27 protein-coding genes are annotated in these 25,070 nt (G+C 69.8%); 8 read left to right on the top strand and 19 right to left on the bottom strand.

Going from position 1 to position 25,070, the window contains the following annotated elements; all coding sequences use genetic code 11:
• Positions 1-30 precede the first annotated feature (30 nt).
• From AC5YDV_RS12010 to AC5YDV_RS11990, 5 genes are all read right to left on the bottom strand, one after another.
• Positions 31-816 (bottom strand): IclR family transcriptional regulator domain-containing protein, encoded by a 786-nt coding sequence (locus AC5YDV_RS12010; protein ID WP_496183567.1) that lies wholly within the window; start codon positions 814-816, stop codon positions 31-33.
• On the bottom strand, positions 813-1,091 hold the full coding sequence (gene catC, locus AC5YDV_RS12005) for a muconolactone Delta-isomerase (RefSeq protein ID WP_496183566.1): 279 nt from the start codon (positions 1,089-1,091) through the stop codon (positions 813-815). The genes AC5YDV_RS12010 and catC overlap by 4 nt, the downstream gene beginning before the upstream one ends.
• A 54-nt stretch (positions 1,092-1,145) precedes the next feature.
• Positions 1,146-1,925 carry a 3-oxoadipate enol-lactonase gene (pcaD, locus tag AC5YDV_RS12000; protein ID WP_496183565.1) on the bottom strand — a complete coding sequence of 260 codons (780 nt, stop codon included), beginning with the start codon at positions 1,923-1,925 and terminating at the stop codon, positions 1,146-1,148.
• 28 nt (positions 1,926-1,953) lie between these two features.
• Positions 1,954-3,345, bottom strand: coding sequence for a short-chain fatty acid transporter (locus tag AC5YDV_RS11995; protein ID WP_496183564.1), 1,392 nt, complete (start codon positions 3,343-3,345; stop codon positions 1,954-1,956).
• Between the two features lie 126 nt (positions 3,346-3,471).
• Positions 3,472-3,768, bottom strand: coding sequence for a YciI family protein (locus tag AC5YDV_RS11990; protein ID WP_496183563.1), 297 nt, complete (start codon positions 3,766-3,768; stop codon positions 3,472-3,474).
• Positions 3,769-3,835: 67 nt separating this feature from the next.
• On the opposite strand from AC5YDV_RS11990, the gene AC5YDV_RS11985 reads away from it, so the two are divergent.
• The 4 genes from AC5YDV_RS11985 (at position 3,836) to AC5YDV_RS11970 (ending at position 5,864) form a co-directional block, all read left to right on the top strand.
• Entirely contained in the window at positions 3,836-4,495 is a 660-nt protein-coding gene (locus AC5YDV_RS11985) for a cation efflux transmembrane domain-containing protein (protein WP_496183562.1), read from the top strand.
• A gap of 66 nt (positions 4,496-4,561) precedes the next feature.
• The gene (locus tag AC5YDV_RS11980) at positions 4,562-5,113 is read left to right on the top strand and encodes a hypothetical protein (protein WP_496183561.1); all 552 of its coding nucleotides are present in this window, start codon (positions 4,562-4,564) and stop codon (positions 5,111-5,113) included.
• Between the two features lie 5 nt (positions 5,114-5,118).
• Positions 5,119-5,439: a type II toxin-antitoxin system Phd/YefM family antitoxin gene (locus AC5YDV_RS11975; RefSeq protein WP_496183560.1), complete on the top strand. Its 321-nt coding sequence runs from the start codon at positions 5,119-5,121 to the stop codon at positions 5,437-5,439.
• Positions 5,436-5,864: a type II toxin-antitoxin system VapC family toxin gene (locus AC5YDV_RS11970; protein WP_496183559.1), complete on the top strand. Its 429-nt coding sequence runs from the start codon at positions 5,436-5,438 to the stop codon at positions 5,862-5,864. The genes AC5YDV_RS11975 and AC5YDV_RS11970 overlap by 4 nt, the downstream gene beginning before the upstream one ends.
• 24 nt (positions 5,865-5,888) lie before the next feature.
• Here the strand turns inward: AC5YDV_RS11970 and AC5YDV_RS11965 are convergent, their stop codons facing one another.
• The 6 genes from AC5YDV_RS11965 to AC5YDV_RS11940 form a co-directional block, all read right to left on the bottom strand.
• Positions 5,889-8,492: an ABC transporter permease gene (locus AC5YDV_RS11965; RefSeq protein ID WP_496183558.1), complete on the bottom strand. Its 2,604-nt coding sequence runs from the start codon at positions 8,490-8,492 to the stop codon at positions 5,889-5,891.
• Positions 8,492-9,238 (bottom strand): ABC transporter ATP-binding protein, encoded by a 747-nt coding sequence (locus AC5YDV_RS11960; protein ID WP_496183557.1) that lies wholly within the window; start codon positions 9,236-9,238, stop codon positions 8,492-8,494. The genes AC5YDV_RS11965 and AC5YDV_RS11960 overlap by 1 nt, the downstream gene beginning before the upstream one ends.
• Positions 9,225-10,265 (bottom strand): efflux RND transporter periplasmic adaptor subunit, encoded by a 1,041-nt coding sequence (locus tag AC5YDV_RS11955; protein WP_496183556.1) that lies wholly within the window; start codon positions 10,263-10,265, stop codon positions 9,225-9,227. Before AC5YDV_RS11955 ends, AC5YDV_RS11960 begins: the two co-directional genes overlap by 14 nt.
• Complete coding sequence (locus AC5YDV_RS11950) at positions 10,262-11,005, bottom strand: TetR/AcrR family transcriptional regulator (RefSeq protein WP_496183555.1); 744 nt, start codon at positions 11,003-11,005, stop codon at positions 10,262-10,264. The genes AC5YDV_RS11955 and AC5YDV_RS11950 overlap by 4 nt, the downstream gene beginning before the upstream one ends.
• A gap of 62 nt (positions 11,006-11,067) precedes the next feature.
• Entirely contained in the window at positions 11,068-11,880 is an 813-nt protein-coding gene (locus AC5YDV_RS11945) for a pyrroline-5-carboxylate reductase family protein (protein ID WP_496183554.1), read from the bottom strand.
• A gap of 99 nt (positions 11,881-11,979) precedes the next feature.
• The gene (locus AC5YDV_RS11940) at positions 11,980-12,489 is read right to left on the bottom strand and encodes a GNAT family N-acetyltransferase (RefSeq protein ID WP_496183553.1); all 510 of its coding nucleotides are present in this window, start codon (positions 12,487-12,489) and stop codon (positions 11,980-11,982) included.
• 101 nt (positions 12,490-12,590) lie between these two features.
• On the opposite strand from AC5YDV_RS11940, the gene AC5YDV_RS11935 reads away from it, so the two are divergent.
• The gene (locus AC5YDV_RS11935; RefSeq protein ID WP_496183552.1) at positions 12,591-13,121 is read left to right on the top strand and encodes a hypothetical protein; all 531 of its coding nucleotides are present in this window, start codon (positions 12,591-12,593) and stop codon (positions 13,119-13,121) included.
• A gap of 46 nt (positions 13,122-13,167) precedes the next feature.
• On the opposite strand, the gene AC5YDV_RS11930 is transcribed toward AC5YDV_RS11935, so the two are convergent.
• The 3 genes from AC5YDV_RS11930 to AC5YDV_RS11920 form a co-directional block, all read right to left on the bottom strand.
• Entirely contained in the window at positions 13,168-14,346 is a 1,179-nt protein-coding gene (locus AC5YDV_RS11930; RefSeq protein ID WP_496183551.1) for an aminotransferase-like domain-containing protein, read from the bottom strand.
• Positions 14,347-14,492: 146 nt separating this feature from the next.
• Positions 14,493-15,284 (bottom strand): sugar phosphate isomerase/epimerase family protein, encoded by a 792-nt coding sequence (locus AC5YDV_RS11925; RefSeq protein WP_496183550.1) that lies wholly within the window; start codon positions 15,282-15,284, stop codon positions 14,493-14,495.
• 47 nt (positions 15,285-15,331) lie between these two features.
• Complete coding sequence (locus AC5YDV_RS11920; RefSeq protein WP_496183549.1) at positions 15,332-15,547, bottom strand: hypothetical protein; 216 nt, start codon at positions 15,545-15,547, stop codon at positions 15,332-15,334.
• A 92-nt stretch (positions 15,548-15,639) separates the two neighbouring features.
• Here AC5YDV_RS11920 and AC5YDV_RS11915 point away from each other — a divergent pair, with 92 nt between their 5' ends.
• On the top strand, positions 15,640-16,074 hold the full coding sequence (locus AC5YDV_RS11915; RefSeq protein WP_496183548.1) for a winged helix DNA-binding protein: 435 nt from the start codon (positions 15,640-15,642) through the stop codon (positions 16,072-16,074).
• Here AC5YDV_RS11915 and AC5YDV_RS11910 read toward each other — a convergent pair.
• The 3 genes from AC5YDV_RS11910 to AC5YDV_RS11900 are packed head-to-tail and all read right to left on the bottom strand — an operon-like array spanning position 16,057 to position 19,587.
• Complete coding sequence (locus AC5YDV_RS11910; protein ID WP_496183547.1) at positions 16,057-17,277, bottom strand: glycerophosphoryl diester phosphodiesterase membrane domain-containing protein; 1,221 nt, start codon at positions 17,275-17,277, stop codon at positions 16,057-16,059. The genes AC5YDV_RS11915 and AC5YDV_RS11910 overlap by 18 nt on opposite strands.
• Positions 17,274-19,142 carry an MBL fold metallo-hydrolase RNA specificity domain-containing protein gene (locus AC5YDV_RS11905; protein WP_496183546.1) on the bottom strand — a complete coding sequence of 623 codons (1,869 nt, stop codon included), beginning with the start codon at positions 19,140-19,142 and terminating at the stop codon, positions 17,274-17,276. Before AC5YDV_RS11905 ends, AC5YDV_RS11910 begins: the two co-directional genes overlap by 4 nt.
• Positions 19,143-19,188: 46 nt before the next feature.
• Positions 19,189-19,587 (bottom strand): MmcQ/YjbR family DNA-binding protein, encoded by a 399-nt coding sequence (locus tag AC5YDV_RS11900; RefSeq protein WP_496183545.1) that lies wholly within the window; start codon positions 19,585-19,587, stop codon positions 19,189-19,191.
• 48 nt (positions 19,588-19,635) lie between these two features.
• On the opposite strand from AC5YDV_RS11900, the gene AC5YDV_RS11895 reads away from it, so the two are divergent.
• Both AC5YDV_RS11895 and AC5YDV_RS11890 read left to right on the top strand, forming a co-directional pair.
• A complete protein-coding gene (locus AC5YDV_RS11895) occupies positions 19,636-20,103 on the top strand; it encodes an aminoacyl-tRNA deacylase (protein ID WP_496183544.1) in 468 nt (155 codons plus the stop codon).
• A complete protein-coding gene (locus AC5YDV_RS11890) occupies positions 20,100-20,477 on the top strand; it encodes a DUF8738 domain-containing protein (RefSeq protein ID WP_496183543.1) in 378 nt (125 codons plus the stop codon). The genes AC5YDV_RS11895 and AC5YDV_RS11890 overlap by 4 nt, the downstream gene beginning before the upstream one ends.
• 57 nt (positions 20,478-20,534) lie before the next feature.
• Here the strand turns inward: AC5YDV_RS11890 and AC5YDV_RS11885 are convergent, their stop codons facing one another.
• Both AC5YDV_RS11885 and AC5YDV_RS11880 read right to left on the bottom strand, forming a co-directional pair.
• Positions 20,535-23,726, bottom strand: coding sequence for a S8 family peptidase (locus tag AC5YDV_RS11885; protein ID WP_496183542.1), 3,192 nt, complete (start codon positions 23,724-23,726; stop codon positions 20,535-20,537).
• A 161-nt stretch (positions 23,727-23,887) separates the two neighbouring features.
• The gene (locus AC5YDV_RS11880; RefSeq protein ID WP_496183541.1) at positions 23,888-25,069 is read right to left on the bottom strand and encodes an MFS transporter; all 1,182 of its coding nucleotides are present in this window, start codon (positions 25,067-25,069) and stop codon (positions 23,888-23,890) included.
• Between the last annotated feature and the right edge of the window lies 1 nt (position 25,070).

The following is a 25,070-nucleotide window of genomic DNA, read 5'->3' as shown; positions in this document are numbered from 1 at the left end:
GCCCCTTCACGTGCGCAAGGCCTGATGGCATCAGGGGGTGAGCGCGGCGCGGTTGCGCACCTCGTTGCTGATCGCCGCGGCACAGGCCAGCACGTGGGGGGTCGCCGCCTGGATGCGTTCGCGGGCTCCCGCGCCGCTGGCCATGGAGACGTTGATGGCGGCGATGACCCGGTCGTCCCGATCCAGGACGGGCGCCGCCACCGAGCAGATCCCGGGTTCGAGTTCGTCCACGATGGACGCGAACCCGTCCTCGCGGGCCTGGCGGATGACCGAGCGCAGCGCGTCCGCCCCGGTCAGCGTGTTGGGCGTGAGGGCCGGGCGGTCCGTGCGGGCGAGGTAGTCGTCGAGTTCGCCCTCGGTCAGCCCGGCGAGCAGGACTCGACCCATGCTGGTGGCGTAGGCGGGGAACCGGGTGCCCACGGCGATGGGGGTGCGCATGATCCGCCGCACGGCGAACCGGGTGATGTAGACGATCTCGTCGCCGTCGAGCACAGCCAACGACGTCGACTCGTTCAACGCCTCCGACAAGGCGCGCAGGGCTGAGTTGGCGAGTTCGGCGAGGCCTTGGGAGGAGAGGTAGGAGTAGCCCAGCGAGAGGATGCGCGGCGTCAGCCAGAAGAGAGTGCTGTCGGTGGCCGCGTAGCCGAGGTCGACCAAGGTGTGCAGGACGCGCCGGGCCGTGGCCCGGCTGAGGTCCACCCTCCGGGCGACCTCGCTGAGCGTCATGCGGGGGTGTTCGGCCCCGAACGCCGTGATGACCGAGAGTCCTCGGACGAGCGACTGGATCGGCTCAGGGCGTTCGGGGACGGAGGTCATCGGATCGAGTTCGGGTGCTTGCACAGGGCGGTGGTCTCGATGTCCATGTAGGGGAACATCGGGAAGCCGGCCAGGATTTCGTGCAGGCGGTCGCTGGATTCGACCTCGAAGATCGACACGTTGGCGTAGCGTCCGACGACGCGGTAGATCGCCTCGAACTCACCGGAGCGCTGCAGGGACTGCGAGTACTCCTTCTCCTGAGCCTGCTTCTCGGCGATCTCCTCCTTCGACATGGACTCGGGGAACGTGACCTGCATGCGGCACAGGAACTTCATCGTCCTGGCTCCTTTCGTGTTGGTGTTGCGGTCGTGGTGTTGTGTTGCGGTGGTTCAGGACAGGTGGGCGAGGACGGCCCCGGCGTAGGCCTCGGGCGCCTCCTGGACGCTGAGGTGAGCGCCCGGGATCTCGACGCGGGTCGCGCCGGGGATGCCCTCGGCGATCTGGAAGGTCAGGGCCGGCGGGGTGGGGACGTCCCCGGTGGCGCCGATCACCAGCGTCGGTGCGGTGATCTCGCCCAGGCGGTCGGTCAGGTCGGTGTGGCCCAGCGCGATGCAGGTCGCTGCGTAACCCTTGGGGTCGTTGGCGAGGAACCACTCCTTCATGGTGGCGAGCTGCCGGGGGTTCTCGGCCGCGTGCGCGGGAGTGAGCCAACCGGCGGTCACGGGATCGACGATCGCCTCGAGCCCCTCGGTGCGCACCTTGGCGGCCCGGTCGGCCCAGGACCGCTCGGTCCCGATCTTCGCGCCCGTGTTGGAAACGACCAGGCGGTCGAGCCGCTCGGGGTGCTCCAGGGCGAACGTGAGGGCCGTCTGGCCGCCCACCGAGAGGCCGACGACGTGGGCACGCTCCACGCCGAGGTCGTCGAGGATCGCGACGATGTCGCCGGCGAGCTGGGACATCGTGTAGTCACCGGCGGGAGTGGTCGACCCGCCGTGGCCGCGGCTGTCGTAGCGGACGACGCGGAACCTCTCGGCGAGCTGCGGCACGATGGGCGCCCACAGGTCGACGTTGGTGCCGATCGAGTTGGACAGGACGACGACGGGAGCGGTGTCCGGGCCATCCACGACGTAGTGGAGGGTGAGGTCCTCGGACGGTGTTGCGTGGGGCATGACGTTTTCTCCTAGTGGGTTGAGGGTCTCAGAAGAGGAAGCCGACCATGAGCATGGCGCCGCAGTACAGGATCCCGACGTAGAACATGTCCACCACGGTGTAGCCCATGATGTCCTTGAGCTTCAGGCCGGACAGGGCGAGCGCGGGCAGGATCCAGAAGGGCTGGACGAGGTCGTTCCAGGCATTGCCGAGCTGGACGGCCATGGCGTTCCAGCCGTGGTCGGAGCCGAGCGCGGTGGCGGCCTCCATCATGAACGGGCCCTGGATGACCCAGTGGCCGCCGCCGGACGGGGCAAAGAAGTTGATGAAGAACGAGGACACGATGCCCCAGAAGGGGAGGGTCTCCGCTGTGGAGATCTGGACGAACAGGTCCGAGATCGTTCCGACCAGCCCGGACGCAGCCATGATGCCGAGGATGCCCGCGTAGAACGGGAACTGCAGGATGATGCCGGACGCGGTCTTGGTGCCCTCACTGAACGCGGCGACGTAGCGGGCCGGGGTCTTCATCAGCAGCATGCCGGCGAAGATGATGATGAAGTTGATGATGTTGATGTTGAGCTGCTTGCCGGCGGCGAAGTAGGCGACCACGAGCACGATCGCCATGGCGGCGATGAGCCACACCACGATCTTGGAGTCGTTCATGGTGGCGGCGAGGGTCTTCTTGCCCTTCTCCACGACGGCGGCGACCGTTGCTGTGGCCTTCGTGCCCTCGACGGACGGGTCGTACTCCACGACCGGCTGTCCGGGCTTCGGGTGCATGGCCGCGTTGAGGAGCGGGAGCGTCACGATGGTGATCGCCGAGAGGATCAGCATGGGCGGGGAGAAGATGGTCTGCACCAGCGGGATGACGCCCATGGCCTTCTCGAGCGGGTGGCCGGCGGCCGAGATCACGACCGGGACGGTGGCCGACAGGCCGAGGCCGTACAGCGTGAAGCCGGAGTAGGCCGCCGCGATGATGGCGGGGTAGTGGATGCCCCTGATCTGGGTCGCCAGCTTCTTGGCGACCACGCCGCCGATCATCAGGCCGAAGCCCCAGTTGATGTAGGAGCCGATCGCGCCGACCAGGGTGGCGAGGATCACCGCGCCGCGCGGGGTGCTGACCATGGCGCAGAGCTTGTCCAGCAGGCGGTCAGTGGCGGGGGCCTTCGCAAGGACGTAGCCGGCGATGAGGATCACGCACATCTGCATGGCGAACGCCAAGATGTCCCAGAAGCCGTTGCCCCAAGCCGTGACCATGGCCAGCGGGCTGGCGCCCTCGACCGTGATGGCCAGCAGGAAGACCAGAAGGGTGAGGCCGATCGCGAACACGATCGGATCGGGGATGAAGCGTCGCATCAACTGGGTGAAGAAGCCGGTGATGCCCTGCAGGACGCCGGCCTTGGCCGGCGTCCTGGGCGATGCCTGTGTTGTGTGGCTCATGACCTGTCTTCCTTGACATGTTCGCTAGGCGAACGTGGTGTTCATCTCGTGAACACACACCACGACGTGTAGGAGGCCTGGTCCAGAGTTTCGAGAATCACCTGACCGTGACTTCGGTCCCTTGGGTCAGAGGAAGCTGCGGCCGTCCAAGTAGGCCTTGCGCCAGTTGGTCACCACGATGTCGCGGAACAAGTCGGCCCGCGTGAAGGGGTCCTGCGCGATGAAGGCCTCCGCCTCCTCGCGGGAGTCGACGTCCAGTAGGTAGATGCCCCCGGAGGCCACCTCCCCGTCGTCGCTGAGCTTGGCCCCGCAGGCCAGCAGCAGGGGAGCGTTCGCCTCGAGGAACTCCAGGTGGGCGGGGCGAGTCGCCAGGCGAACGTGGTGGTGGTCCGGCTTGTCGTAGGTCTCGACCAAGTAGGGCATGTGCCTCTTCGTCTCACGCGCACTGGCTCGAGCACTGTATCCCTTCGGTCACCGCCACAATGATCCCGTGGATGAACGCGACGCCGATGACAGGGAGCTGACCGAGGACGAGGTGGCCGAACGGAAACCCCGGCTGCGCCGCACGGTGCTCACCGTGGCCGGGCTGAACTTCGCCTACTTCTGGGTGGAGATCGCCGTGGCCCTGGCCATCGGGTCGGTGTCGCTGTTCGCCGATTCGGTCGACTTCCTCGAGGACACCGCGGTCAACCTGCTGATCTTCGTCGCGCTGGGCTGGTCGCTGCGCTCGCGTGCCCGGGTGGGCAAGGTGATGGCCGGCATCATCCTGGTCCCCGCGCTGGCGGCGGCGTGGCAGGCGTTCGAGAAGTTCGGCAACCCCGAGGCGCCGGAGGTCACCTCCCTCGTGGTCACCGCCGGTGGCGCGATCGTCGTGAACGCCGTCTGCGCCTGGCTCCTGTCCAGTTATAGGGAGCACGGGGGCTCGATGACCACGGCCGCCTTCCTGGCGGCCCGCAACGACGTCATCGTGAACGCCCTGATCATCGCGATGGGCATCATCACCTGGTTCACGATGTCCGGCTGGCCGGACGTCATCCTCGGCATCGTGATCATCCTCATCAATGTCCGGGCCGCCAAAGAGGTCTGGGAGGCGGCCACCGAGGAGCACCTGGCGGCGCATGCCCTGGCGGGGGAGTTCGACGACGACTGAGGTTGCTCGGCCGCCCGCGAAGCCACTCCAAAGCAAAATGTCGGACCCGTCCCCGATGCTCGTGTCATGGACACCCCCAGCGACAACGACGACAACGACAGCCTGAAGTTCACCATCGCCTTCTCGCCCTATGCCCCCGTCCATGCTCGAAGCGAATCACTGTGGGGGCGTTGGCTCGACCGCAAGAGGGGCCTGGTGTTGGCGGCGAACAACGCGTTCGAGGTGCCCCTCGTCGTCAACGACGTCCTCCGCGTCCGGCTCGATTCAGGCGGGTTCTGGAAGGCGATCGAACTCGTGCGCGTGACGGAGTCGGTCGCCACTTTCACCTCGTGGCAACACCCAGTGACGACCGAGGCGGCGTTGGCGACCTACGATCGCTGGAGGGACGACGGGTTCGCCATCCACACCGAGGGCGCCGGGCATGGGGTGATGGCAACCGCCTGGACGGAATTCCTGGAGGTGGAGGATGTGCTGTGGGCCGCCACCAGCGACCTCGCTCAACCGGGCTGGCAACTGTTGGGCTTGTTCCGCCCCGCGGAGCGGCGGGCCCTGATCGAACGGTGCGTACGGTTCACGCGTGGCGGCCGGAGTGTGGGTCGAACCGGTCGTACCCGGTGACCGGCATGGCCACCGCGGGTAGCATGGCGACAATCGGACTGATGGAAAGCGCCACATCCGGAAGGGTCGCCATGGAAATTGGAATACGGGAACTTCGTGATCACTTGAGCCGGCACTTGCTGTCCGTGCGCGAGGGGTCCACGATCACGGTCACCGATCATGGCCGGCCCGTGGCCCGCCTCGTTCCGATCGAACAGCCCACGTCCCTGGAGCGGCTGGTTTCGGAGGGGCGTGTGACCGTCGCGGTGGCTCGGAAGGGCACCCGACGTCCCCCAGTGGCGACATCGGAGGCTGCGAGTGACCTGGTGCACGACCAGCGGAGATGATCCTCTACTTGGACACGTCCGCCTTCGTGCCCGTCCTGATCGACGAACCCAGTTCTGAGGCATGCGGTCGCCTTTGGGATGCCGCCGACCGTGTGGTCAGCGTCCGGCTGACGTATGTCGAAGCCGCAGCCGCCCTCGCCATGGCTGTACGGCTCGGGCGCATCACGCCCGCCGAACACGAGGCGGCCCTCAAACGACTCGACGAATTGTGGGTCGAGATGGATGTCCTTGAGTTGGACGCCGAACTGGCGATGGCTGCCGCGCTGGCCGCTCGGGAGCTGGGGCTCCGCGGGTATGACGCGGTCCACCATGCTGCCGCTGTGGCGTTGGCCGACCCGACGCTGGTCGCCGCCGCAGGGGATGCGGCACTCCTGGCGTCATGGCGTGAGGCGTCCTTGGCAGTGGCGGACACGACGGCCGGCTGAGGGCGAGCGGACAAGGGGCCCCCGCTACTCCTGGTGCAGCGCCTCGACGACGTCCAGCTTGGCCGCAGACCTGGCCGGCGCCACCGACGCGAGCACGCCGAACACCAACCCCACGATGATCGTCGCCACCACGCCGTCGAACGGGAACGACCACGGCATCTCCCAGCCGACGTTCGACATGGCCACCACCAGCGCGTAGCCGAGCCAGAGTCCGGCGATCACGCCGAAGGCGATGCCGATCAGCGTCAGCAGGAGCGACTCGGCCATCACCATCCGCCGGACCTGCCGGCGCGTCGCGCCGACCGCCCGGAGCATGCCGATCTCGCGACGTCTGGCCAGCACCGAGATGGCCAGGGTGTTCGCGAGCGCCAGCAGGCTCGGCAGGGCGAGCACGGCGATCAGGCCGTAGAAGATGCCTAGCGTCGCGTTGAAGGTCGTCTGCTGCTCGGCCCGCCACTCACTCGTGGAGTGGGCCTTGAACGCCGGGTAGTCGTCCACGACCTCGTGCACCGCCCGATCCACCGCGCCGACATCGGCCCCCGGCGTCCGGTTCAGCAGGAACATCAGGTCGTTCGTCGTGGCGAAGTCCTTCGCCAGCAGTTCCTGGGAGACGTAGATCGTCGACAGCTTGGCGTTCAGGTAGTCGTTGCCGATGCCCGCGACGAAGTACGTCCGGCGTCCGTTCGGGGTCTGGAGTTCGACGGCATCACCGGGAGTCAGCCCCACCTGGGAGGCGAAGATGCCGTTGGCGATGAGCCAGCGCCCGGACGCCAGCTGCCCGAAGGCGCCGTCCCCCGAGGTGCCGTTCCACTCCAGGGACGCCACCTTCGGGTACTCGACCGGGTCGATGCCGATCACCTGCACGTCCTGGCCGTCCAGCTTGCCGTTCGCGACACGCAGGGACGCCACCGACGCCACGCCCGGGACCGACCTCAGTTCGGCACCCAGCCGGGGGCCCGCTGCGACGTTGCCCTCCTGCAGCACGATCGACCCGGGGATCACGAGGTAGTCCGACCCCATGGACCGGTCGATGTAGTTCATGAACCCGGCGAAGATCGACGCCACCACCGTCAGCATCGCCACGATGGACGCCAGTCCCAGCATCACCGCGCTCACCGTCGTCGCCGACCGCGCGGGGTTGCGCTGCAGGTTCGAGCGCGCGATCGCGCCCTCGCGCGCGAACAGCAGCTCGACGACCGACCCGAACGCGGACGCCAGCGGGTTCACGATGGCGGGCGTCACCAGCGCGATCGCGACGAGGAACACCACCGACCCCGACGCGACCCACGTCGGGACGCGCGAGGCCAGCATGAACACGGACACCGCGACCAGGGCGACGCCGAACCAGGCGCGCTTCCCGGCGACCGCCCGGTGCACCTCGGCGATGGGAGGCCGCATGGCCTCCAGCGGGGTGATCCGGGCGGCGTTGCGCGCCGGCACCACGGCCGCGATGACGGTCACGAGCAGGCCGAGCCCGATGGCCAGCGCCCATGTGGTGGGCCGGAAGATCGGCGGGCCGATCTCCAGGCGCAGGTACTGGGCCGTCAGCGAGCGCATCACGGCGAACGCCCCGGAAGCGAGCAGCCAGCCGAGCACGAGGCCCACGCCGGTTCCGACGATGCCCTGCAACAGCGACTCGGCCAGGAACATGCGCCGGATCACCCGCCTGGGCGTCCCGATTGCGCGCAGCATGCCGATGTCGCGGCGCCGCTCCGAGATGACCGTCCGGAACGAGTTGGCGATGATGAACCCCGCCGTGGCCAGCGCGAACACCCCGAACAGCATGAACGCGAACTCGGAGACCTGCATGCTCGCCAGCAGCGACCCGTTCGACGAGAGGCCGCCGACCGAGTACTGGTCGCCCAAGCTGCGGCGCAGCGCGTCCTCGACGGCCGTACGGTCGGCGCCCGGGGTGAGGGACGCCTCGACCACGGTCAGCCGGTTCCCCAGGGAGAAGAGGTCCTGGGCCGTGGCGAGCGGCACGTACACCTGCTCCTGACCCGGCGTGGACGGCGTCGACAGGAGCCCGACGACGGTCAGCCGCGTCGTCCCGGACGCGCTGGGCAGCACCAACTCGTCGCCCAGTCGCACCTCGAGGCGTCCGGCGAGGTCCTCGGCCAGGACCGCCACGTTGCCGTCCCCGGCCGCCAGCGCTCGGCCGGACGCCAGCGGGAAGTCCCGCACCTGGGCCGCCATCGCGGGGTCGATCCCCACGACGTTGAGCATGCTGGGGGCGTCCGGCAGGCCGTCCTGTGACGTCAGGGGAGCGGGCCTCTGCACCTCGCCCGAGGCCGCCGCGATGCCCGGCGTCCGGGTGACGACGTCGAGCACGTCGAGGTCGATCGGCTGCCGGAAGGTGCTGGACACGGTCACGTCGATCCGTCCGGCGGCGGACATCATCGACCTCGTGAAGGCCTCCATCAGGGCCGGTGAGATGCCGTTCAGGCCGAACACGAGCATGACGCCGAGCGACACCGCGAGCGTGGTCAGCAGCGAGCGCAGGCCTCGTCCGCGCAGGTAGCGCCAGGCGAGGGCGAGCGAGACGGGCCGGGCGACGGTCCTGCGGACGGGTGGGTCCGGTCGCCGGGAGACGGAAGGGGCTCGGGGAGCCTCAGCCAGCCTGGTCATCACAACATCCCTGCGCGGTCCATGGCGTCCCGGGCGGCTTCGCGGCGCCCGTCGAGGCTGATGTCGTCGATCACCCGTCCGTCACGCATGAGGACCAACCGGCGCGCGTAGCTCGCGATCCGGGGGTCGTGGGTGACCATCAGGACCGCGCGTCCCCAGTCGGACGCCACCGTCGCCAGCAGTTCGGCGATCTCGGTCGCGGACGCCGAGTCCAGGTTGCCCGTGGGTTCGTCCGCCAGCACGAGGGCGGGATCGGTCGACAGGGCGCGGGCGACGGCCACGCGCTGCTGCTGGCCGCCGGACAACTGGTCCGGCCGGTACCGGAGCCGGTCGCCGAGGCCCACCTGGCGCAACCACTGCTCGGCCCTCGCGTTGGCGTCCGCCGCGCCGTCGAGCGTGAGGGGGAGCGCGGCGTTCTCGGTGGCGTTCAGCACCGGGATCAGGTTGAAGAACTGGAACACGAACCCGAGTCGGCGGCGCCGCAGCGTCGTCAGTTGCTCGTCGGGCAGGGTGGCGATGTCGGTGCCGTCGATGCGGATGCTTCCCTCGGTGGGCGTGTCGAGCCCTCCGATGAGGTTGAGCAGGGTCGACTTCCCGCACCCGGAGGGGCCCATGACGGCCACGAACTCGCCCGGCATGACGGTCAGGTCGACCCCCGCCAGCGCGTGCACGGCGTTCTCGTCGGCGCCGTAGGTCTTGACCAGGCCGGACGTCTCGACGATCGGTGCGATGTCAGCCCTGGACATTGACCCGGGTCCCATCCTTCAGTCCGGTCAGGTTGGTCGTGGCGACCCGCGCGCCGGCGTCCAACCCGGACGTGACCTGGGTGAGCGTGTCGGTGGAGGGGCCCACCTCGACCTCGACGCGGCGCACCGTGTCACCGTCCACGACCCAGACGTGGCGCGTCGAGCCGTCCGAGACCACCGCCTGGACCGGCACCACGAGCGCATCCGCGATGGACGCCGTGGCGATGTCGACGTCGCCGGTCATGCCGTTCATGAGTGTCTGGCCGCCGGTGTCGAGCTTGATGGTGGTGGTGAACGCCACCCCGCCGGTCGCCGTGCTCACCGCGACCGGGCGGATCGACTCGACCGTGCCACTGAAGGGCTGGCCTGCGAAGGCGTCGAGGTGGGCGGACGCCGTCTGTCCCGGCTTGATGCCGGCGATGTCGGACTCGTCCACCTGGGCCTCGAACCGCAGCGACGCGGGGTCGACGATGGTGAAGAGCGTCATGCCCTGGGTGACGGCGACGCCGGGCGCGGTCGTGAAGAGGGTGGGCAGCCCGGGCGCCAGCGAGATGCTCGTGAACTGGACGGTGCCGCCGACGGGAGCCTTGAGCTCGGCCTTCCCCCGGTCGGACCGGGCCTGGTCGAGGGCGAGTTGGGCGGCGTGGGTGGCGGCCTCCCGCGAGCGGTTCAGCCGATCGGTCCCCGTCGGCATGGCGCGGGCGGCGGCGTACTGCGCCTGGGCCTGGGCGACGGCCCGGTCGAGCGGGGCGGCGTCCATGGTGCCCAGGAGTTGCCCGGCCGTGACCGCCTGCCCATCGGTCACGGCGACGGACGCGAGGGTTCCCGCCGAGGGGGCGGTGACCGACGCGCTGGCGTCCGGGGTGGCGGTGCCCTTCGCGTTCACGGTCACCTCGAGCGTCTGACGCGACGCCGTGGCGGTGGACACCGTGGTCTGCGCGGCGCGGGCGGAGACCCACCAGCCGGCGGCGAGGGCGATCAGGAGCGCGACGACGACCGTGATGGTGATGACGCGGCGCTTGGTCATGAGGATTCCTTCGGGTCGGTGGTGGGACTGGACGCGCGGCCGAGCGCGGTCAGGAAGGGGCCGCGCAGGGCGCGGTAGGTCTCGGTGAAGTCGCCGGGGACGGCGAAGGTTCCCGGCGCGGCGCCGAGCACCCGCTCGACAGCGGACATGAGCGCGGGGAGCCCGGTGGTGAAGATGTGGAGGTACTCGTCCTCGGTGTCGGCTGCGAAGGCGCGGTCGGTGAGGCGGGCAGAGCCGTCCACCATCATCGCGAGGACGACGTCGACCGTGGCCTCGGGGTCGTCCACCGCGAGGCTGCCGTCGGCGTGGCCGACCTCGACCAGCGGCAGGAAGAGGTGCCGCATCCGCGTGGTCCAGGAGTCGAAGAGACGGTGGCGGAGCTCGAGGTTCTCGGGTTTGTAGAGCAGCGGGACGGACGCCAACGCGGAGTCGATGCGGTTGAGCTTCCACTGGGTGCTGAGCTGCATGAGCCGGCGGAACCGCGCGGCGCCGGTGCCGGTCAGGCCGGGCGCCTGGGTCTCGAGGTCGTCGAACAGGTCGTCCGCCCAGCGCTCGACCAGCGCGACGAGCAGCGCCGTCTTGGACGGGAAGTGGTAGTAGAAGGTGCCCTTCGCGACGCCCACCGCTTGCGTCACCTGGTCGATGGACAGCTTCTCGTAGCCGATGTCCACGCAGAGGCGCAGGGCGGCGTCCATGAACTCATCCCGCCGGACGTCCGGGTCCTTGGCGACCCTCGCCATGCTGCCGACACCCCCTGACTGACCGTCGGTCAGTGATCATCATAGAACTGACCGACCGTCAGTCAAAGTGTGTTTCCATGGTTCCCTGACGCGTGCTCCGGGCGCAGATCGGGCCTCCACTTGTTCATCGCGCGCAGCATCGCCTCGGCCAGGCGAGGCAGCTCGTTGTCAAGGACGCGGAGGCCCTTCTCGGTCGTACCGCCCGGGTGCGCGACCCGCCGGACGACCTCGTCAGCGCCGATGGCGTCCTGCTCCTGGAGTGCAAGCGTCCCGGCCATCGTCTGGCGCACCATGCCGCGGCAGACCTCGCGGTCGAGCCCGTGGCGTCCGGCCAGGGTGTCGGCCCAGGTTTCCATCGCGCTGGCGTAGAGGGCCGGTCCGCTGCTGGTGAGGGCGGCGTAGAGGCTCAGGTGCTCGGCGTCGACCTCGTGCACGGCGCCACAGGCGGCGAGGGGCGCGCGGACGGAATCTTTGTCGGCCTCGGTGAGCCCGGGGGTCCACGTGATGAGCGTCGACCCTTGTCCGGTGGAGAGATTCACATTCGGGAGCGTCGTGGCCCAGCGGGGGGTGTGGGCGCTCGGATCCCAACCGGTGGCGCAGGTGACGATCAACGGACGGCGCTCGGCGATCACCTCGGCGTGCGCGCGGGCGAGGGTGTCCGAGTCGGGCGGGGCGGTCCACAGGAAGACGGGATCGCAGGTCTCGAACACCTCAGCGGCGGAGGTCGCCACCGTGACCGTGGCGTGGTCTGACGCCAGCGCGTCCGCCTTGGTGGTGGTGCGGTTGAAGACCACCACGTCCGGTACGCCGGCCCGCGCCAAGCCTCGCGCCAGTGCTGTGCCGAGCCTGCCGAGACCGATGATGCCGATGCTCATGGCCGCAGCCTAGAGTGCTGCACTGACACCGGGGCGGCGAGCCCTCGGCGGCGTGGAGCCGAGCCCTCGGCGGGGTGGAGCCGAGCCCTCGGCGGGGGGTCAGAGCGGCAGGACCATTCCCTCGTGGCTCGCCCGGAACCCCATCGTGGTGTAGAAGCCGTGGATGTGGGCGCGGTTCTTGTCCGTGACGATGATCAGGACGCGGGCGCCCTTGTTGCGGGCGTAGCCGGTCAGCCATTCGAAGACGCGACGCGAGATGCTGATCGAGTCGGCGCCGGCGCGAACGCGCGCACCGGTCACGAACGCGCGGATGCCGCCGCCCCGGGCCATCGTCGGGAGCAGGCTCAACTGGAGGGTGCCGATGGCGCGCTGCCCTTCGTCCAGGATGACGAACAGCGTCTGGTTGGGGTCGGCGTCGATGCGGGAGAAGGTCTCCTCCAGGTCGGCACCGGCTGGCCCGTCGCCCAACAGGTCGTCGCTCACGAGGTTCGTCGTGGCGACGTGCTGGGGGGATGTCGGGTCGTCAGCGAGCAGGCGCTCGATCGCCGAGATGTGGTCGCGGGTCGCCCGCGCCACACTCACATCACCGAGGTCGGCCAAGATCTCCATGTCTTGATTGCACACCCCCGCGGGGCGGGCGTCCAATCCTGAGGGGCAATACTCATACCCCCTGGGGTATGGTTCGGGGAACGTCGACCTGGAGGTTCCCCATGGACGCCCCGATCCGTGACCCGCAGTTGCGCCTCGCCGCGCCCCAAGCCCTGGACGCCCTCGTCCAACGCCGAAACCCCAGCCCATTGCGGACACTCGCGAGCTGGTCCATCCGCCGTTGGGTGAGCGCTGCCGTTGCGGCCGTCGCGACGGTGCTCGTGATCGCGATCCCGACCGCCATGATTCCCAACCCGGTGTTCGGCCGGGAGATCCCGACGACGTGGTGGGCCTGGCCGGTCCTCGCGGTGACGGCCGTCCTCGGTGGCCTTGTGATGGCCACGTACGTACGCGGGGGATCGGACGCCCCGCAGGGCACCCGGGCGGGGACGGCGGGAGGGCTCCTCGCCTACTTCGCCGTGGGCTGTCCGGTCTGCAACAAGATCGCCCTGCTCGCCCTGGGCTACACCGGCGCCCTGCAGTGGTTCGGCCCCGTCCAGCCGTTCCTGGGCGTGCTGGGGGTCGTCCTGCTCGCGTGGGCGCTGTGGCGCCGCCTGCAGGGCGAGGTCTCCTGCTCGGTCCGTCCGGCCTGAGCCACGCGAGCGGGGCACCCGGACGGGGCACGCCAGGCGGTCTGGGTCAGCGACGCAGCGCGTCCGCCAGGCGCCGCAGGCCCTCGGCGATCGTGTCCGGGGAGTTGGTCGCGTAGCTGAGTCGCATGGTGCTGCGGTCGGGGTCGGCGGCGAAGAAGCTCCACCCGGGCACGAAAGCCACCCCCTCCTCGACCGCGATCGGCAGGAGCTCCGCGGTGTCCGTGCCGTCGCCGAGGGTCACCCAGCAGAACATCCCGCCATCGGGCCGGGTCACGGCGGCCGTGTCGGGAAGCATGGCCAGCAGTCCGGCGTGCATGGCGTCGCGTCGCTCCCGGTACGGGCCCACCGCGGCGGCGATGTGGGCGTCCAGGTCGTGGTGGGTCAGGTAGTGGGCGATCGCCAGCTGGTTCAGGGCGGGCGACTGCAGCGTGACGGCCGACTTCGCGATGCCGAGGATCTTCTTCAACGGACCCTCGACGCGCATCCACCCGATCCGCAGGCCGGGCGCCATCACCTTCGACATCGAGTTGAGCAGGATCGTCTGCGCGGACATCCCCGGCAGGGCGGCGATCGGCGGGACGGGCTCGCCCGAGAACCGCAGCCGGCTGTAGGGGTCGTCCTCGACGAGGGCCACGCCGGTCCGGAGCAGGACCTCGGCCACCTGCTCGCGCCGACGGCGTCCCATCGCCTTGCCGGACGGGTTGGCGAACGTCGGGATGAGGTAGACGAACTTCGGGTCGTGCGCCGCGATGGCGTCGGCCAGGGCGTCCGGGAGCATGCCCTCGGCATCGGCCACCACGCCGACGAGCCGCGCACCGTTCAGCAGGAACGCCTGGACCGCCGCGAGGTAGGTGGGCTCCTCGACGAGGACGACGTCGCCGGGCGAGAGCAGCGACTGGGCCGCCAGGAAGATGCCCTCCTGCGATCCCGAGGTGACGAGGATGTCGTCCGCGGTGGTGGGCAGGTCGCGGGCGACGAGCGCGGCGGCCGCGGCGCGGAGTTCCGGTTCCCCCGGCGTCGCGCCGTACTGCAAGGCCCGACGCGCATGGTTGGTCAGAATGTGGTCGAAGCTGTCCCGGATCGGGTCGATGTCGAACAGGGCACCATCGGGGATGCCGCCGGCGAAGCTGATGATGTCCCCGCGGCTGAGCACCGAGAAGAGGTCGCCCACCGGATCAGCGGGCTCGTCGCCGAACCGGGAGCTGATCGGGAACGTGAACGCCATTCCATGATTCTCCCACCGGCTGCGCTGAGGTAGCGCCATCTGGACCACATCTGGGAAAGACCCTCGCGCAAAGTCCCCTTGTCAGCGCGATTCGTCTCGGCGAGTGTGGACCAAATGCGGTCCAGATGGCGCTACGTCGGACTCACTCAGGCCGCGAGGACCCCGCGCAGGTTGTCCAGGGCCCGGATCCAGCGGCGCGGGGTGATGGGCCCACCGCGTCCGCCGAGGCCGAGGTGGGGCTCGAGCGACACGAACCCCGACCAGCCGGACGCCCTGAGCGCGGCGACCAATTCCGGCCACTGCCCGTCTCCGGCCCCCACGAGAACGACCCGGTGGGTGCGGGCCCGGGCGTCCTTGGCGTGGACATATTCGACGTGCTCGGCCAGCAGCGGCCACGCCTCGTCGAACGGCCGCACGCCGCACTGCACGAAGTTCGCCGGGTCGAAGATCAGCCGGACGCCGCACCGCGCGACCTCGAGCGAACGCCGGGCATCGTCACCGAACACGCCCTTCTCGTTCTCGTGGAGGAGCGTGACGCCCTCGGCCTCGGCCGTCCGGGTCAGCAGGGTCATCTGGCGCAGCACGCGGGGACGGTCGGCGTCCGGGGTGGTGGTGTGCCAGGAGAAGGTGCGGACGTAGGGCGTCCCGAAGCGGTGGGCCAGGGACGCCGCACGCTTGACGGCGTCGACCTGGGGCGCGAACGGGGCGTCCACGGCGGTCTTGCCGATGCCGGTCGCGATGCAGGAGGCCCGCAGCCCGTTCTCGGACAATGCCGCCTCGGCGGCCGCGACGGCGCGCTCGGACGCCCTGAGCACCGGGGTGGGGCGGGTGCCGATGCGCCGGAGCTCCACGTGGGTCAGACCGACGGCGGACGCCATGCGGGCCTGGGCGGGGAAGGTGGCGAGGGCCTCGTCGGTGAATCCGGTGAGGGTGAGCACGGCCTCAGCCTAGGGGTGCGCACCCCCGCCGCGGGATGCGCCGAGGGTCAGAGGCTCTCCAACTCGGCGCGCACCTCGGCGACCTCGGCCTCGCTGACGTAGTCGGACGCCAGCCGCAACGCCTTCTGCGCGATCATGCCCTTGAACATGCCAACCATCGGCTTGCTGGTGATGCCGGGGTAGTGGCGCTCGATGACGGCGACGGCGGCCGGGTCATCCAGCAGTTGGCCGACCTTGGTGGCGGTCAGGTCGTAGCGGGCCATGGCGGCGGGTCTCCTCGGGTAGGACACGGTTTGGTGCCTCCCCACTTTACATCGCTGGCGATGAATCGGCAACGATGGATAGGATGTCCGCCATGAGAGCCGCCACCCTTCACCAACTTGGTCGTCGCCTCTCCGGCCTCGCTGGGGAGATGACCCATGCGCAGGTCGCGAAGGGCACCACTCCGGGCGAGATGGCGATCCTCGACGACCTGCTGCTGAACGGTCGCAGCGCGGTTCGCGACATCACGGAGCGGACGGGCTTCGCCCAGTCGCACGTGTCCGCATCGTTGGCGAAGCTCACCGAGCGCGGGCAGGTGCAATGGGAGAAGAACCCCAAGGACGCGCGCTCACGGTGGGCCGACCTGGCCCCGAAGGAGCGCATGCGCCTCGAAGAGGCCGCAGCCACCCGCGTGGAGGACGCGCTGGCCGAGCAACTCGGCACCCGGGACGCCGAGAAGCTCGTCAAGTTGCTGTCGCGCGCCGCGAAGATCCTCGACGTGCGGAAGCCGTCAGCGCTGCGGGGCTGAACCGCTGCCCGGAGCCGCCGGCGGCGGCCCCCAGGGGTTCTGCGGATACTGCGGCCGCTGCGGCTGGCCGGGGTACTGCGGCTGGCCGGGGTACTGACCGTCCTGTGATGGGTATTGGTACGGCCCGTCCTGCGGCGGGTACTGGTACCTCCCCGGCCCGTACGGATCGGTCGGCGGCGTCTGTTGCGGCCCGGCGTACGGCTGGTTCGGATCGTAGGGCGTGTAGCCGGGACCGCCCGGGAGCGGACCCCCGAGGACGCTCCCGGCAGGTGTGGCCAACTCGCGGGTGCGGCTGAGGTACATCATCGCCACGTAGAGGTGCTGGTAGGGCACGAAGAGCAGCAACGCCGCGTAGAACACCACGACGCCGAGGGTCATGCCGACGGCGGTACCGGGCGAGAACTCCCCGGAGCCGAAGGCCGTGCTGCTCACCGTCGTGGCCACCAGGATGAGGTAGGGCACGAGCATGAGGGCCATCGCGATGAGGGCCAGCACGACCTGGTAGCCGAAGGTCCTCCAGAAGGCACCGCGGGTCAGGGCGAAGGATCGCTTGATGGCGTCCACGGCCGTCAGGCGCTCCTCGGCCATCGCGGGGATCACGTAGGTGAGCTTGATGGCCAGCCAGAAGGCCCCCACGTACACGATCGGTATCAGCAGGAGCATCACCAAGCCCGTACCTCCGGCATCGCCGGACGACGTGCTGGAGGCCATCACCGGGATGAACATGGCGATGGCCAGCAACCCGACCACCAGACTGACCGCGAGCACCAGGAGCATGAGGACGACCAGGCGCCCCAGCATGCCCTGCGTGCGCGCAGCCAAGTTGCTGCTGGTGGGGTTCTCCCGGCCGGTGGCCACGTCGATGCCCCCGATGACGATGCGGCCCTGGTAGACGTAGGCCAGGAGCGCGATCACCATCATGACGACGTAGAACGCCAGGATGAGGGCGATCGCGGTGCCCGGGAGGGCGTCCGTCCGGGGGTACATCGCCGCGAGGGTGCCCACCATGAGCAACGCGAACGCCACGGTGGCGCCGAACATCAGCAGGTACGGCGTCAGCAGCAGCTTCACGAACAGGCCGAAGCGGGCGCGGTAGACGCGCCAGGCCCCGCCGGCGACCTCACCCAGGGTGAGCGGTCGCGGCGGCAGCAGTGCGGGGTGGGAACCCCACGGGGAGGGTTGGGGGGAGGGCGTCCAAGTCATGACCCCAACCTAGGGCTCTCGGCGACTCCCGTGTCGAAACTGCCTCCCCGCCCGTGCGTCGGCGCTGCGCCTCGGACGCCCGGATCGGGTCGCGGCCATACGACCGCCTGGCCCGCGGTGACCTGCTCGCCATCGAAGGTGAGCGCGGGCGGTCCGGCGAGCTCATAGCCGGCGTCGAGCGCCTCGCTCACGCGGCGGTCGAACTCCGGGTCGGCGTGGCCGGTCAGGAGTCGGTAGCGCAGGGGCGTCCGCGGTGACACGGCCGAGGGAACCGGAGCAGGAGCGGGAACCGGAGCAGGAGCGGGAACCGGACCGGGAGTGCGAACCGAAGCCGGAGCGGGAACCGCCGTGCCGGACGGTCCGGCCGCGGGAACCGGCGGTGCCGCGGGGAGCACGACCTCGGGACGGGCCCCCTGGTGGGACGTCGCCCGGTCGTTGTGGAGCAGGACGACCTCCCCGTGCTTCGGGGCCACAGCGTCGATGCCGAGTTCGTGCTTGACCCGACGCGCCAGGGCCGCCGCCGAACCCACCTCGCCGTGGACGCAGAACACCTGCTGCGGCCGGGGATGGAGCGCCGCCAGCCAGTCGATCAGGTCCGACGCGTCGGCGTGCACGCTGAATTCACGGTCGTGGAAGATCTCCGCCTTCACCGGGATGTAGCGACCATGGATCTTCACCAACTCGGCACCCTCGGCCAGCTGGCGTCCGCGTGTGCCGGCGGCTTGGTAGCCGGTCAGCACGACCGCGTTGCGGGGGTCGGGGAGCATCGTCTCGAGGTGGTGGAGGACACGCCCGCCCGTCGCCATGCCCGAGCTCGAGATGATGACCGCCGGACCGTGGCCCTCCTGCCCCGTCAACCTCTTGGAATCCTCGACCGACTCCACGGCCGTGAGGTCGGGGATCGCGACGAAGTCCTGCGGACGGATGTCCTCCCGGATCTCGTCCGTCAGCGTCTGGTAGACCCTGAGCGCCCGGACGCCCATCGGCGAGTTCACGTACACCGGCACGTCGGGGATGCGTCCCGTTCGCTCCAGGTCGGAGATCGTCTTCAGGATGACCTCGGTGCGGTCGATCGCGAAGGCGGGCACCACGACGGACCCGCCGCGGGCGATGGTGCGCCGGATGACATCGGCGAACCCCTCGTGCGGCAGGTTCTCGGGCTCGGGGTGCTCGCGGTCGCCATAGGTCGACTCGACCAGGACGAAGGGGGCGCTCTCGGAGGGGACCTCGCGGGCCTTGATGACCGGGTGCTCCTCGCGCCCCAGGTCGCCCGAGAACAACACGGACGCCGTGGGCGTCCACACGTTCACCGAGGCGGAGCCGAGGATGTGACCCGCCCGGGTGAGGCGGATGGTGACGGTCTCGTGCTTCTCGGCCTTGAAACCGGGGCGCTCGTTGCCCGTGAGCTCGAAGTCGGCGTCGTACTCCAGCGCGACGAACTGGTCGAGCATCGCCTCGACGTCGTCGGTGGTGTAGAGCGGCAGGGCCGGCTGGTGCTTGGAGTAGGCGCCCTCGTTGGCCTCCTGGGCCTCCTGCTCCTGGAGCTTGGCGGCGTCGCGCAGGACGATCTCGGCGAGTTGCCGGGTGCCCTCGGTGCACCAGATCGGACCGGTGTAGCCGCGACTGGTCAGGGCGGGGAGGTAGCCGATGTGATCCATGTGCGCGTGGGTCAGCACGATGTCGGAGAGGGACGCCGGGTCGACCGGGAACTCCTCCCAGTTCTTCAGGCGCCACTCCTTCTCGCCCTGGAACATACCCGATTCGATGAGGACTCGTCGCGTGCCGACGGTGAGGAGGAACTTCGAGCCCGTGACCGTGCCGGCCGCGCCGAGGAACGTGAGGGTCGTGCGGGGTGCCTTCGCCATGGCCACACTCTGGCACGCAGCTCGGACAGTTGTGCGTTTTCGGTTGTCAGAGACGGGCGTCCAGCTCCCGCACCAACCGCGGGGGTGCCGTCATGCGGAAGGACTCCTCGAGCAGGTCGGCGACCTCGTCCCAGCTCGGTTCCCACGTGTCGAGGGCGATGGCGAGCCACCCGTACGCCCCCTCGTAGGCCGGCACGACGAACCGCTCGTCGCCCAGCAGGAGGTCACGGTGGTCGGCGTCCGGCTTGAACAGCAGTGCATGGGCCAGCGAGGTGTCGTCGTGGCTGCCCTTCACGTGGCCGCCCCAGCTGGCGAACTGGTTCCTCGTGAACCACACCGGACGCCCGTGGCTCACCTTCTCCTGCGCGTCCGGCAGCCCCAGGGCCAGGCGTCTCACCTCGCCCAGGAGCGGGTCGTCCGCGTCGAACATCAGGGGGTGGTTCATGCTCCGAAACCCTAAGGTCTTTCGGCCGGCTCGCCTACCGTTGGTGTCATGAACGACCATGCGACCACGCCGGCGATCGAGGCCGTCACCGCGCTCGGGCTGGAGCACACCGTCACCCGCCACGGCCGGGTGAACTCGCTGGAGGAGGCCGCCGCTGCCCGCGGCATCGAGCCGCGCGACCTGGTCAAGACGATCGTCGTCCGCCGAGGGGAGGACGACTACGTGTTCGTCCTTGTCCCCGGTGACCGGGAGTTCTCCTGGCCGAAGCTGCGCGCGCTGCTGGGCGTCAACCGCCTCTCCATGCCGGACGCCGCCACCGCCCGGGAGGTGACCGGCTACGAGCGGGGGACGATCACGCCGTTCGGGTCCACGCGGCCGTGGCCCGTGATCGCGGACGCCGCCGTCACGGGCCGACGCATCTCGATGGGCGGCGGCGCCCACGGGGTCGGCATCACGGTGGACGCCGACGCGGCCCTCGCGGCGCTCGACGCGCAGATCGCGGACGTCTCCGAGTGACCACGGAGAACGCACCTTTCGCGGAGCGGCCCGCGGGGCGGCACCCGTTCCGAAAAGCGCCCCCGCTGGAGCAGCCGAGCGGGCGTCCGGTCGACCTGCCTGCCGGCCGGGTGGACGCGTTGCGCGCCGACCTCGCCGGACGAGGTGTCGACGTGACCGCTTTCCGCGTGGTGGGCGCCGAGGCGGTCACCTGGCGCGACGGGTCGTGGGGGTGCCCGGAGCCCGGCCGGTCCTACACCCACGCCCTCGAGGACGGTCTCCGCGTGCTCGTCGAGGCCGACGGCCGCACCTGGGACTACCGCTTCGGCGCCCGCGGCGCCTTTCGGCTGTGCACGCGTCCGCGGGGCCCCCGCCCGCCCAACCCCCACGCCTGACCGGCACGGCGAAGGGCCCCGCTCCAGCAGGAGCGGGGCCCTTCGTGATCACACCCGTCAGGGCTTGGCGGGCACGCTCGGCTTGACCGGCTTGCCCTGACCCACCGCGGGCTCGAGGATGAGTGCCTCGTCCTCTCCCGCCGCGTTGTCGAACACGACTGCCATGAGGCCACCGGACTTGTTGTTGCCCATGCCGGCACCCGTCACCTGGATGGTCACGGTCTCGGACGTGTTCGGCGCGATCTCCGCGTACGGGAACTCCACGTAGGACGGCTTCCACGGGTTGTAGGAAGCCATCTCGTCCATGGCGTCGTGGGCCGCGGAGTCGATGAGCGAGGACACGTACGCGGTGTACTGGAACTCGCCCTTCTTGGCGCTGAGTCCGAGGTCTCCTGCCATCACCGGCAGCAGCACGGTGCTGTTGTCGGTCGGTGAGATGGCGAGGAAGCCAGCCGCGTACAGGCCGCCCGCGTGGATGTCGTAGAGGAAGACCTCGTTGACGCCGTTGGCGGAGCCGGAGCGGACAAGTCCGGAGTCGGTCGCGAACACGCTCCAGTCGGCCTTGCCGTCCTTGTTGCTGTCGACCAGGACCTCGAGCTGGTTGCGCGCGGCGTTCGAGTAGCGGTCCCACGAGTTCACGGCGAACACGAGCAGCTGGTCGCCGTCCTCCATCGACCACGACTGGACGCCTGCGGCGCGCAGGTCGGTTCCCGGGTGGCCGCCCAGGCTCACGTCACCCTCGGCGTCCTTCACGCCGAACGCATAGAAGTCGGCCGTGCCGGTGACGGCGCCACCCTTGTTCGTGAGCGTCAACGGCACCTCGCCCAGGCCCGGGTTGATCTGTGTCGGAGCGTTCTCGAACGCGACGTTGGACGCTGCCCGAGGCACTGCGAGGTACGGCACGCGGATCTCCGTGTCGCCGGTGAAGACGAGGTGACCGGACGACTCGTAGAACGAGAACAGGTCGTTCGCGTTGTCGACAGCGGGCACCTTGGTGAAGTCGACTGTCATCGTCACGTCGACGGACGCCGTGCCGCCGGCCGGGATCGTCACCGACGCGCTGCTGACCGTGATGTTCGCGCCGACCGACTCGTCGGTCGCCACGGCCGATGCCTTCAGCGTCACCGCGGAGTCACCGTGGTTGGTGACCTGGACCGCCTTGGTGTCGGACCAGGTGGACGTGCCCTCCACGAAGCCGAAGCTCAGCGATGCTTCGCGCAGCGTCTCGCCGTTCTCGGTCGTGTACTCGTCGCCCACGGCCGTGACCTGGTTGGTCACCGACTGCATGACGTCGACGAGACCGCCGCCACCCACGTGCATGGTGTAGTTGCCCACCTTGTCCGGGTCAGCCGTGTTGACGAGGTTCGCGGCGATCGTCGCGGCGTCCCAGTCGGGGTGTGCCTCCACGTTCAGCGCCGCCACTCCGGTGACCTGTGGGGCCGCCATCGACGTGCCGGAGTTGAAGTAACCGCCGTTGCCGGTGCCCACCTCAGCCGAGAAGATCGAGACACCCGGGGCGGTGACGTTGGGGCTGAGCCCGGAGTCGCCCGTGCGAGGGCCGCCCGAGCTGAACGACGCGAAGTTGGTGAACGCGGGGTTCTGCAGATCGGCACGGGCCAAGGTGACCGTCTTGCCGTCGTTGGCCACGAGCTTGTCCCCGTCATCGGTGGGGTTGGGGCCGAGCACGCCACGCACGCCGAGGAAGGGGATGGTGACGGTGTAGTCCTCACCCGTGTCGGGGTTGCCGGTGATCGGTCCCTCGTACGGCGGGAAGTCGGCGGTGGAGTTCACCATCGCCGCGGCGGCCGCCCCGGCCTTCTGGGCGAAGACGGCGCGCGCCACGCGGGCGCAGGTCCCACGCACAGAGACGGCCAGCTGGTTGCCGTCCCGCTTGATGCCGTTGGCCGTGTAGGCATTGACCGAGCAGCCCAAGGCCTCGTTCTCGGGGGTACCCGCAATGTCCTTGAGGTGGACGACGGTGAACGGTCCGGCCGGGACGGGGTCGACGCCGTTGGCGTTGATCGCGGGGATCTTGGTGCCGTCCGGCAGCGTGATCTCGACACCGGGGAAGGTGGCGGTGCTGTCGTTGGCGGCGACGGCGACGACGCCCTTGCCCGCGCCCGGCGAGCCGGTCAGGTAGGGGTTGGGTCCGGAGTTGCCCGCCGAGGCGACGACCACGACGCCTGCGCCGACGGCGTTGGTGGCCGCGACGGAGGAGGGATCCTCGGCGGTGCCGTACGGCGAACCGAGGGACATGTTGATGACGTCCATCTCGTCCTTGACGGCCATGTCAATGGCCTCGACGGTGACGTCGGTGGAGCCACTGCAGCCGAAGACGCGGTAGGCATAGAGGTCCGCGTCGGGCGCGATGCCGGGGCCGATCTTCCATGCGGTCCCGCCTGCGGCGGGGTAGTCGCCCGTGTAGGCGCTGCCATCAGCGACGACGCCACTGCCGGCGGCCGTGCCCGCGACGTGCGAGCCGTGGCCGTTGCAATCGAGCGGGTTGGGGTCGGGCTGCGGGGTCAGAGCGGGGTCGCCGGGGTCGGCGCTGGCGTCGTAGGCGTCGCCGACGAGGTCGTAGCCGCCCTTGACGCGCGGGGCTTCCGGGCCGAACAGGGCCGGGTCGGCCGGCTTGGTGTCCTTGGCGTCCGCCTTCTCGAAGGCCTCCACGGTGCCGGGGCCCTCGAACATGGCGTGGGTGTAGTCGATGCCGGTGTCGATGATGCCGACCTTGACGCCCTTGCCGGTGAAGCCGGTGTCCTTCCAGACCTGCGGGACGCCGAGGTAGGCGCCCGAGGTGGCGTTGGTGCGGGTGTGGATCTCGACGGCGTGGATCGCCTTGACGTTCGGGGCCTTCGCGAGGTCGGCGAGGGCGGAGCCCGCAACCTCGACCTTGACGCCGTTGTAGGCGTCCTGCATCTCGGCGAGGACCTTGCCGCCGAGCGCCTTGGCCATGTCCTTGGCGGCCTTCTGCTTGTTCTTGAGGTCCTCGCGGATTGCGGCCTTCTGCTGGGCCGTCAGCTCCTTGTCGGTCTTCGCCTGGACGACTGCGACCGGGTCGCCGGTCACCTCGACGATGACGCGGACGAGGGCCTTGCTCTGCGAGTTCGGCACCAGCTTGCTGTCGATCTGGCCGGACGGGGCCGTCTCGAAGCGATCGAGCGCGGTGGGCTGCGCCGCGTGGGCGACACCGAACGGGGTGGCCAGAGCCATCACCGCCGCTCCCGCGAGCCACTTCCTTGATTTCATGTGGGTCCCTTCGGGGTTGCGCGGACGCGACAGTGCGTCCGGAGCTTGCCGGGGACGCTACGTCGGTTCCGTCGCCCTTGTCTCCCCCTCAGGACCAGAATCGGATGTTCACTTGTTCACTTTGCAGGCGAGGGCCTCGTGGTCGGAAACGCAGCGTTCGATCACGCGGCGTGGTCCACGGGCCGCAGCACCTTCGCCAGATGCGCCACCGCGAGCCCACCGATCATCAGCAGGAACAGGCCGACCCGCAGGTTCGTGAGGTCGGCGATCGAGCCGACGATCGGGGACGTGACGACGAAGCCGACCCGCAGCAGCCAACTCACGTACGTGATGCCCGCCCCCTCCGGCAACCCCCGGAGGCGCCCGGCCGCGGCGTACGCCGCAGGGACGATGGTGGCGCAGCCGTAGCCGGCGAGCACGTAGCCGATGAGCACCGTCGGCAGCATGGGGAAGAAGACGATCAGGACGCCGCCGGCCGCGATCATCGCACCACCCACGCGGGCGACGTTGACGCGCCCCCACCGGTCCGTCGCGGGATCGCCGAGCACGCGGCCCACGAACTGGGCGGCCAGCATGACCGCGTAGCCGAGGCCACCGACGCCGGCGGTGACGCCGACCACCTGGACGAGGTAGAGGGCGGACCAGTTGGCGGCGATGTCCTCGGTGAGGACCCCCGCGATCGCCAGGAACGCCAGCGGCAGGATGAGCCGCCAGGCCCCCTTGGGCAGCTTGGTCGGGAGCGGTTCGGCGTGCTCGTCGGTGACCACCGGGCGTCCGCCGTTGGGCAGGCGTCCGAGCCGGGTCGCCAGGGCAGCCAGCAGCACGAGCGCGATCGCGACGCCCGTCAGGTGGATGGACAGGGGGATCCGCTGCGATGCCGCCCACGCGCCGACGAGGCCGCCGGTCGTGGCGCCCAGGCTCCACAGCGCGTGGAGGGAGTTGATGATGGTCTTGCCGTAGGCGTCCTCGACCCGGACGCCGTGGACGTTCTGCGCCGCGTCCACGATCGCGTCGGAGAAACCGGCCAAGGCCAGGGCGAACGCGAACACGAGGAAGTGCGGGGCGAAGCCCGCCAGCACCATGGCGGCGGCCATCGCGATGGTCCACAGCAGTGCCGTGCGGGACGCCCCGAAGCGGCGGATCAGCGGCGCCGGAAGGGAGGAGGCCAGCATGGACGCCAACGGTCCGATCGCGACCATGAACCCGAACGCGGTGTTCGACAGCTCGAACATCGCCTTCACCTCGGGATAGCGAGGCAGCAGGCCCGCCATCATGGCGCCGTTGGTGAAGAAGAACAGCGAGATGCCGATCCGGGCGCGCACCGGGTTGAGGGTCTGGGTCACG

The organism is Propioniciclava sp. LT432 (assembly GCF_059515965.1).
Note: the sequence above shows the minus strand (reverse complement) of the source record. Positions and strands in the feature narration are given on the sequence as shown.

What these genes read in the sequence shown, in the direction of transcription:
- AC5YDV_RS11995 (WP_496183564.1), bottom strand. Translation starts at nt 3,345, where the DNA reads ATGAGCCACACAACACAGGCATCGCCCAGGACGCCGGCCAAGGCCGGC.
- AC5YDV_RS11955 (WP_496183556.1), bottom strand. Translation starts at nt 10,265, where the DNA reads ATGACCAAGCGCCGCGTCATCACCATCACGGTCGTCGTCGCGCTCCTG.
- pcaD (WP_496183565.1), bottom strand. Translation starts at nt 1,925, where the DNA reads ATGCCCCACGCAACACCGTCCGAGGACCTCACCCTCCACTACGTCGTG.
- AC5YDV_RS11975 (WP_496183560.1), top strand. Translation starts at nt 5,119, where the DNA reads ATGGCCACCGCGGGTAGCATGGCGACAATCGGACTGATGGAAAGCGCC.
- AC5YDV_RS11930 (WP_496183551.1), bottom strand. Translation starts at nt 14,346, where the DNA reads ATGGCGTTCACGTTCCCGATCAGCTCCCGGTTCGGCGACGAGCCCGCT.
- AC5YDV_RS12010 (WP_496183567.1), bottom strand. Translation starts at nt 816, where the DNA reads ATGACCTCCGTCCCCGAACGCCCTGAGCCGATCCAGTCGCTCGTCCGA.
- AC5YDV_RS11945 (WP_496183554.1), bottom strand. Translation starts at nt 11,880, where the DNA reads ATGAGCATCGGCATCATCGGTCTCGGCAGGCTCGGCACAGCACTGGCG.
- catC (WP_496183566.1), bottom strand. Translation starts at nt 1,091, where the DNA reads ATGAAGTTCCTGTGCCGCATGCAGGTCACGTTCCCCGAGTCCATGTCG.
- AC5YDV_RS11970 (WP_496183559.1), top strand. Translation starts at nt 5,436, where the DNA reads ATGATCCTCTACTTGGACACGTCCGCCTTCGTGCCCGTCCTGATCGAC.
- AC5YDV_RS11990 (WP_496183563.1), bottom strand. Translation starts at nt 3,768, where the DNA reads ATGCCCTACTTGGTCGAGACCTACGACAAGCCGGACCACCACCACGTT.
- AC5YDV_RS11935 (WP_496183552.1), top strand. Translation starts at nt 12,591, where the DNA reads ATGGACGCCCCGATCCGTGACCCGCAGTTGCGCCTCGCCGCGCCCCAA.
- AC5YDV_RS11940 (WP_496183553.1), bottom strand. Translation starts at nt 12,489, where the DNA reads ATGGAGATCTTGGCCGACCTCGGTGATGTGAGTGTGGCGCGGGCGACC.
- AC5YDV_RS11900 (WP_496183545.1), bottom strand. Translation starts at nt 19,587, where the DNA reads ATGAACCACCCCCTGATGTTCGACGCGGACGACCCGCTCCTGGGCGAG.
- AC5YDV_RS11950 (WP_496183555.1), bottom strand. Translation starts at nt 11,005, where the DNA reads ATGGCGAGGGTCGCCAAGGACCCGGACGTCCGGCGGGATGAGTTCATG.
- AC5YDV_RS11910 (WP_496183547.1), bottom strand. Translation starts at nt 17,277, where the DNA reads ATGACTTGGACGCCCTCCCCCCAACCCTCCCCGTGGGGTTCCCACCCC.
- AC5YDV_RS11960 (WP_496183557.1), bottom strand. Translation starts at nt 9,238, where the DNA reads ATGTCCAGGGCTGACATCGCACCGATCGTCGAGACGTCCGGCCTGGTC.
- AC5YDV_RS11895 (WP_496183544.1), top strand. Translation starts at nt 19,636, where the DNA reads ATGAACGACCATGCGACCACGCCGGCGATCGAGGCCGTCACCGCGCTC.
- AC5YDV_RS11965 (WP_496183558.1), bottom strand. Translation starts at nt 8,492, where the DNA reads ATGACCAGGCTGGCTGAGGCTCCCCGAGCCCCTTCCGTCTCCCGGCGA.
- AC5YDV_RS11905 (WP_496183546.1), bottom strand. Translation starts at nt 19,142, where the DNA reads ATGGCGAAGGCACCCCGCACGACCCTCACGTTCCTCGGCGCGGCCGGC.
- AC5YDV_RS11885 (WP_496183542.1), bottom strand. Translation starts at nt 23,726, where the DNA reads ATGAAATCAAGGAAGTGGCTCGCGGGAGCGGCGGTGATGGCTCTGGCC.
- AC5YDV_RS11980 (WP_496183561.1), top strand. Translation starts at nt 4,562, where the DNA reads ATGGACACCCCCAGCGACAACGACGACAACGACAGCCTGAAGTTCACC.
- AC5YDV_RS11920 (WP_496183549.1), bottom strand. Translation starts at nt 15,547, where the DNA reads ATGGCCCGCTACGACCTGACCGCCACCAAGGTCGGCCAACTGCTGGAT.
- AC5YDV_RS11915 (WP_496183548.1), top strand. Translation starts at nt 15,640, where the DNA reads ATGAGAGCCGCCACCCTTCACCAACTTGGTCGTCGCCTCTCCGGCCTC.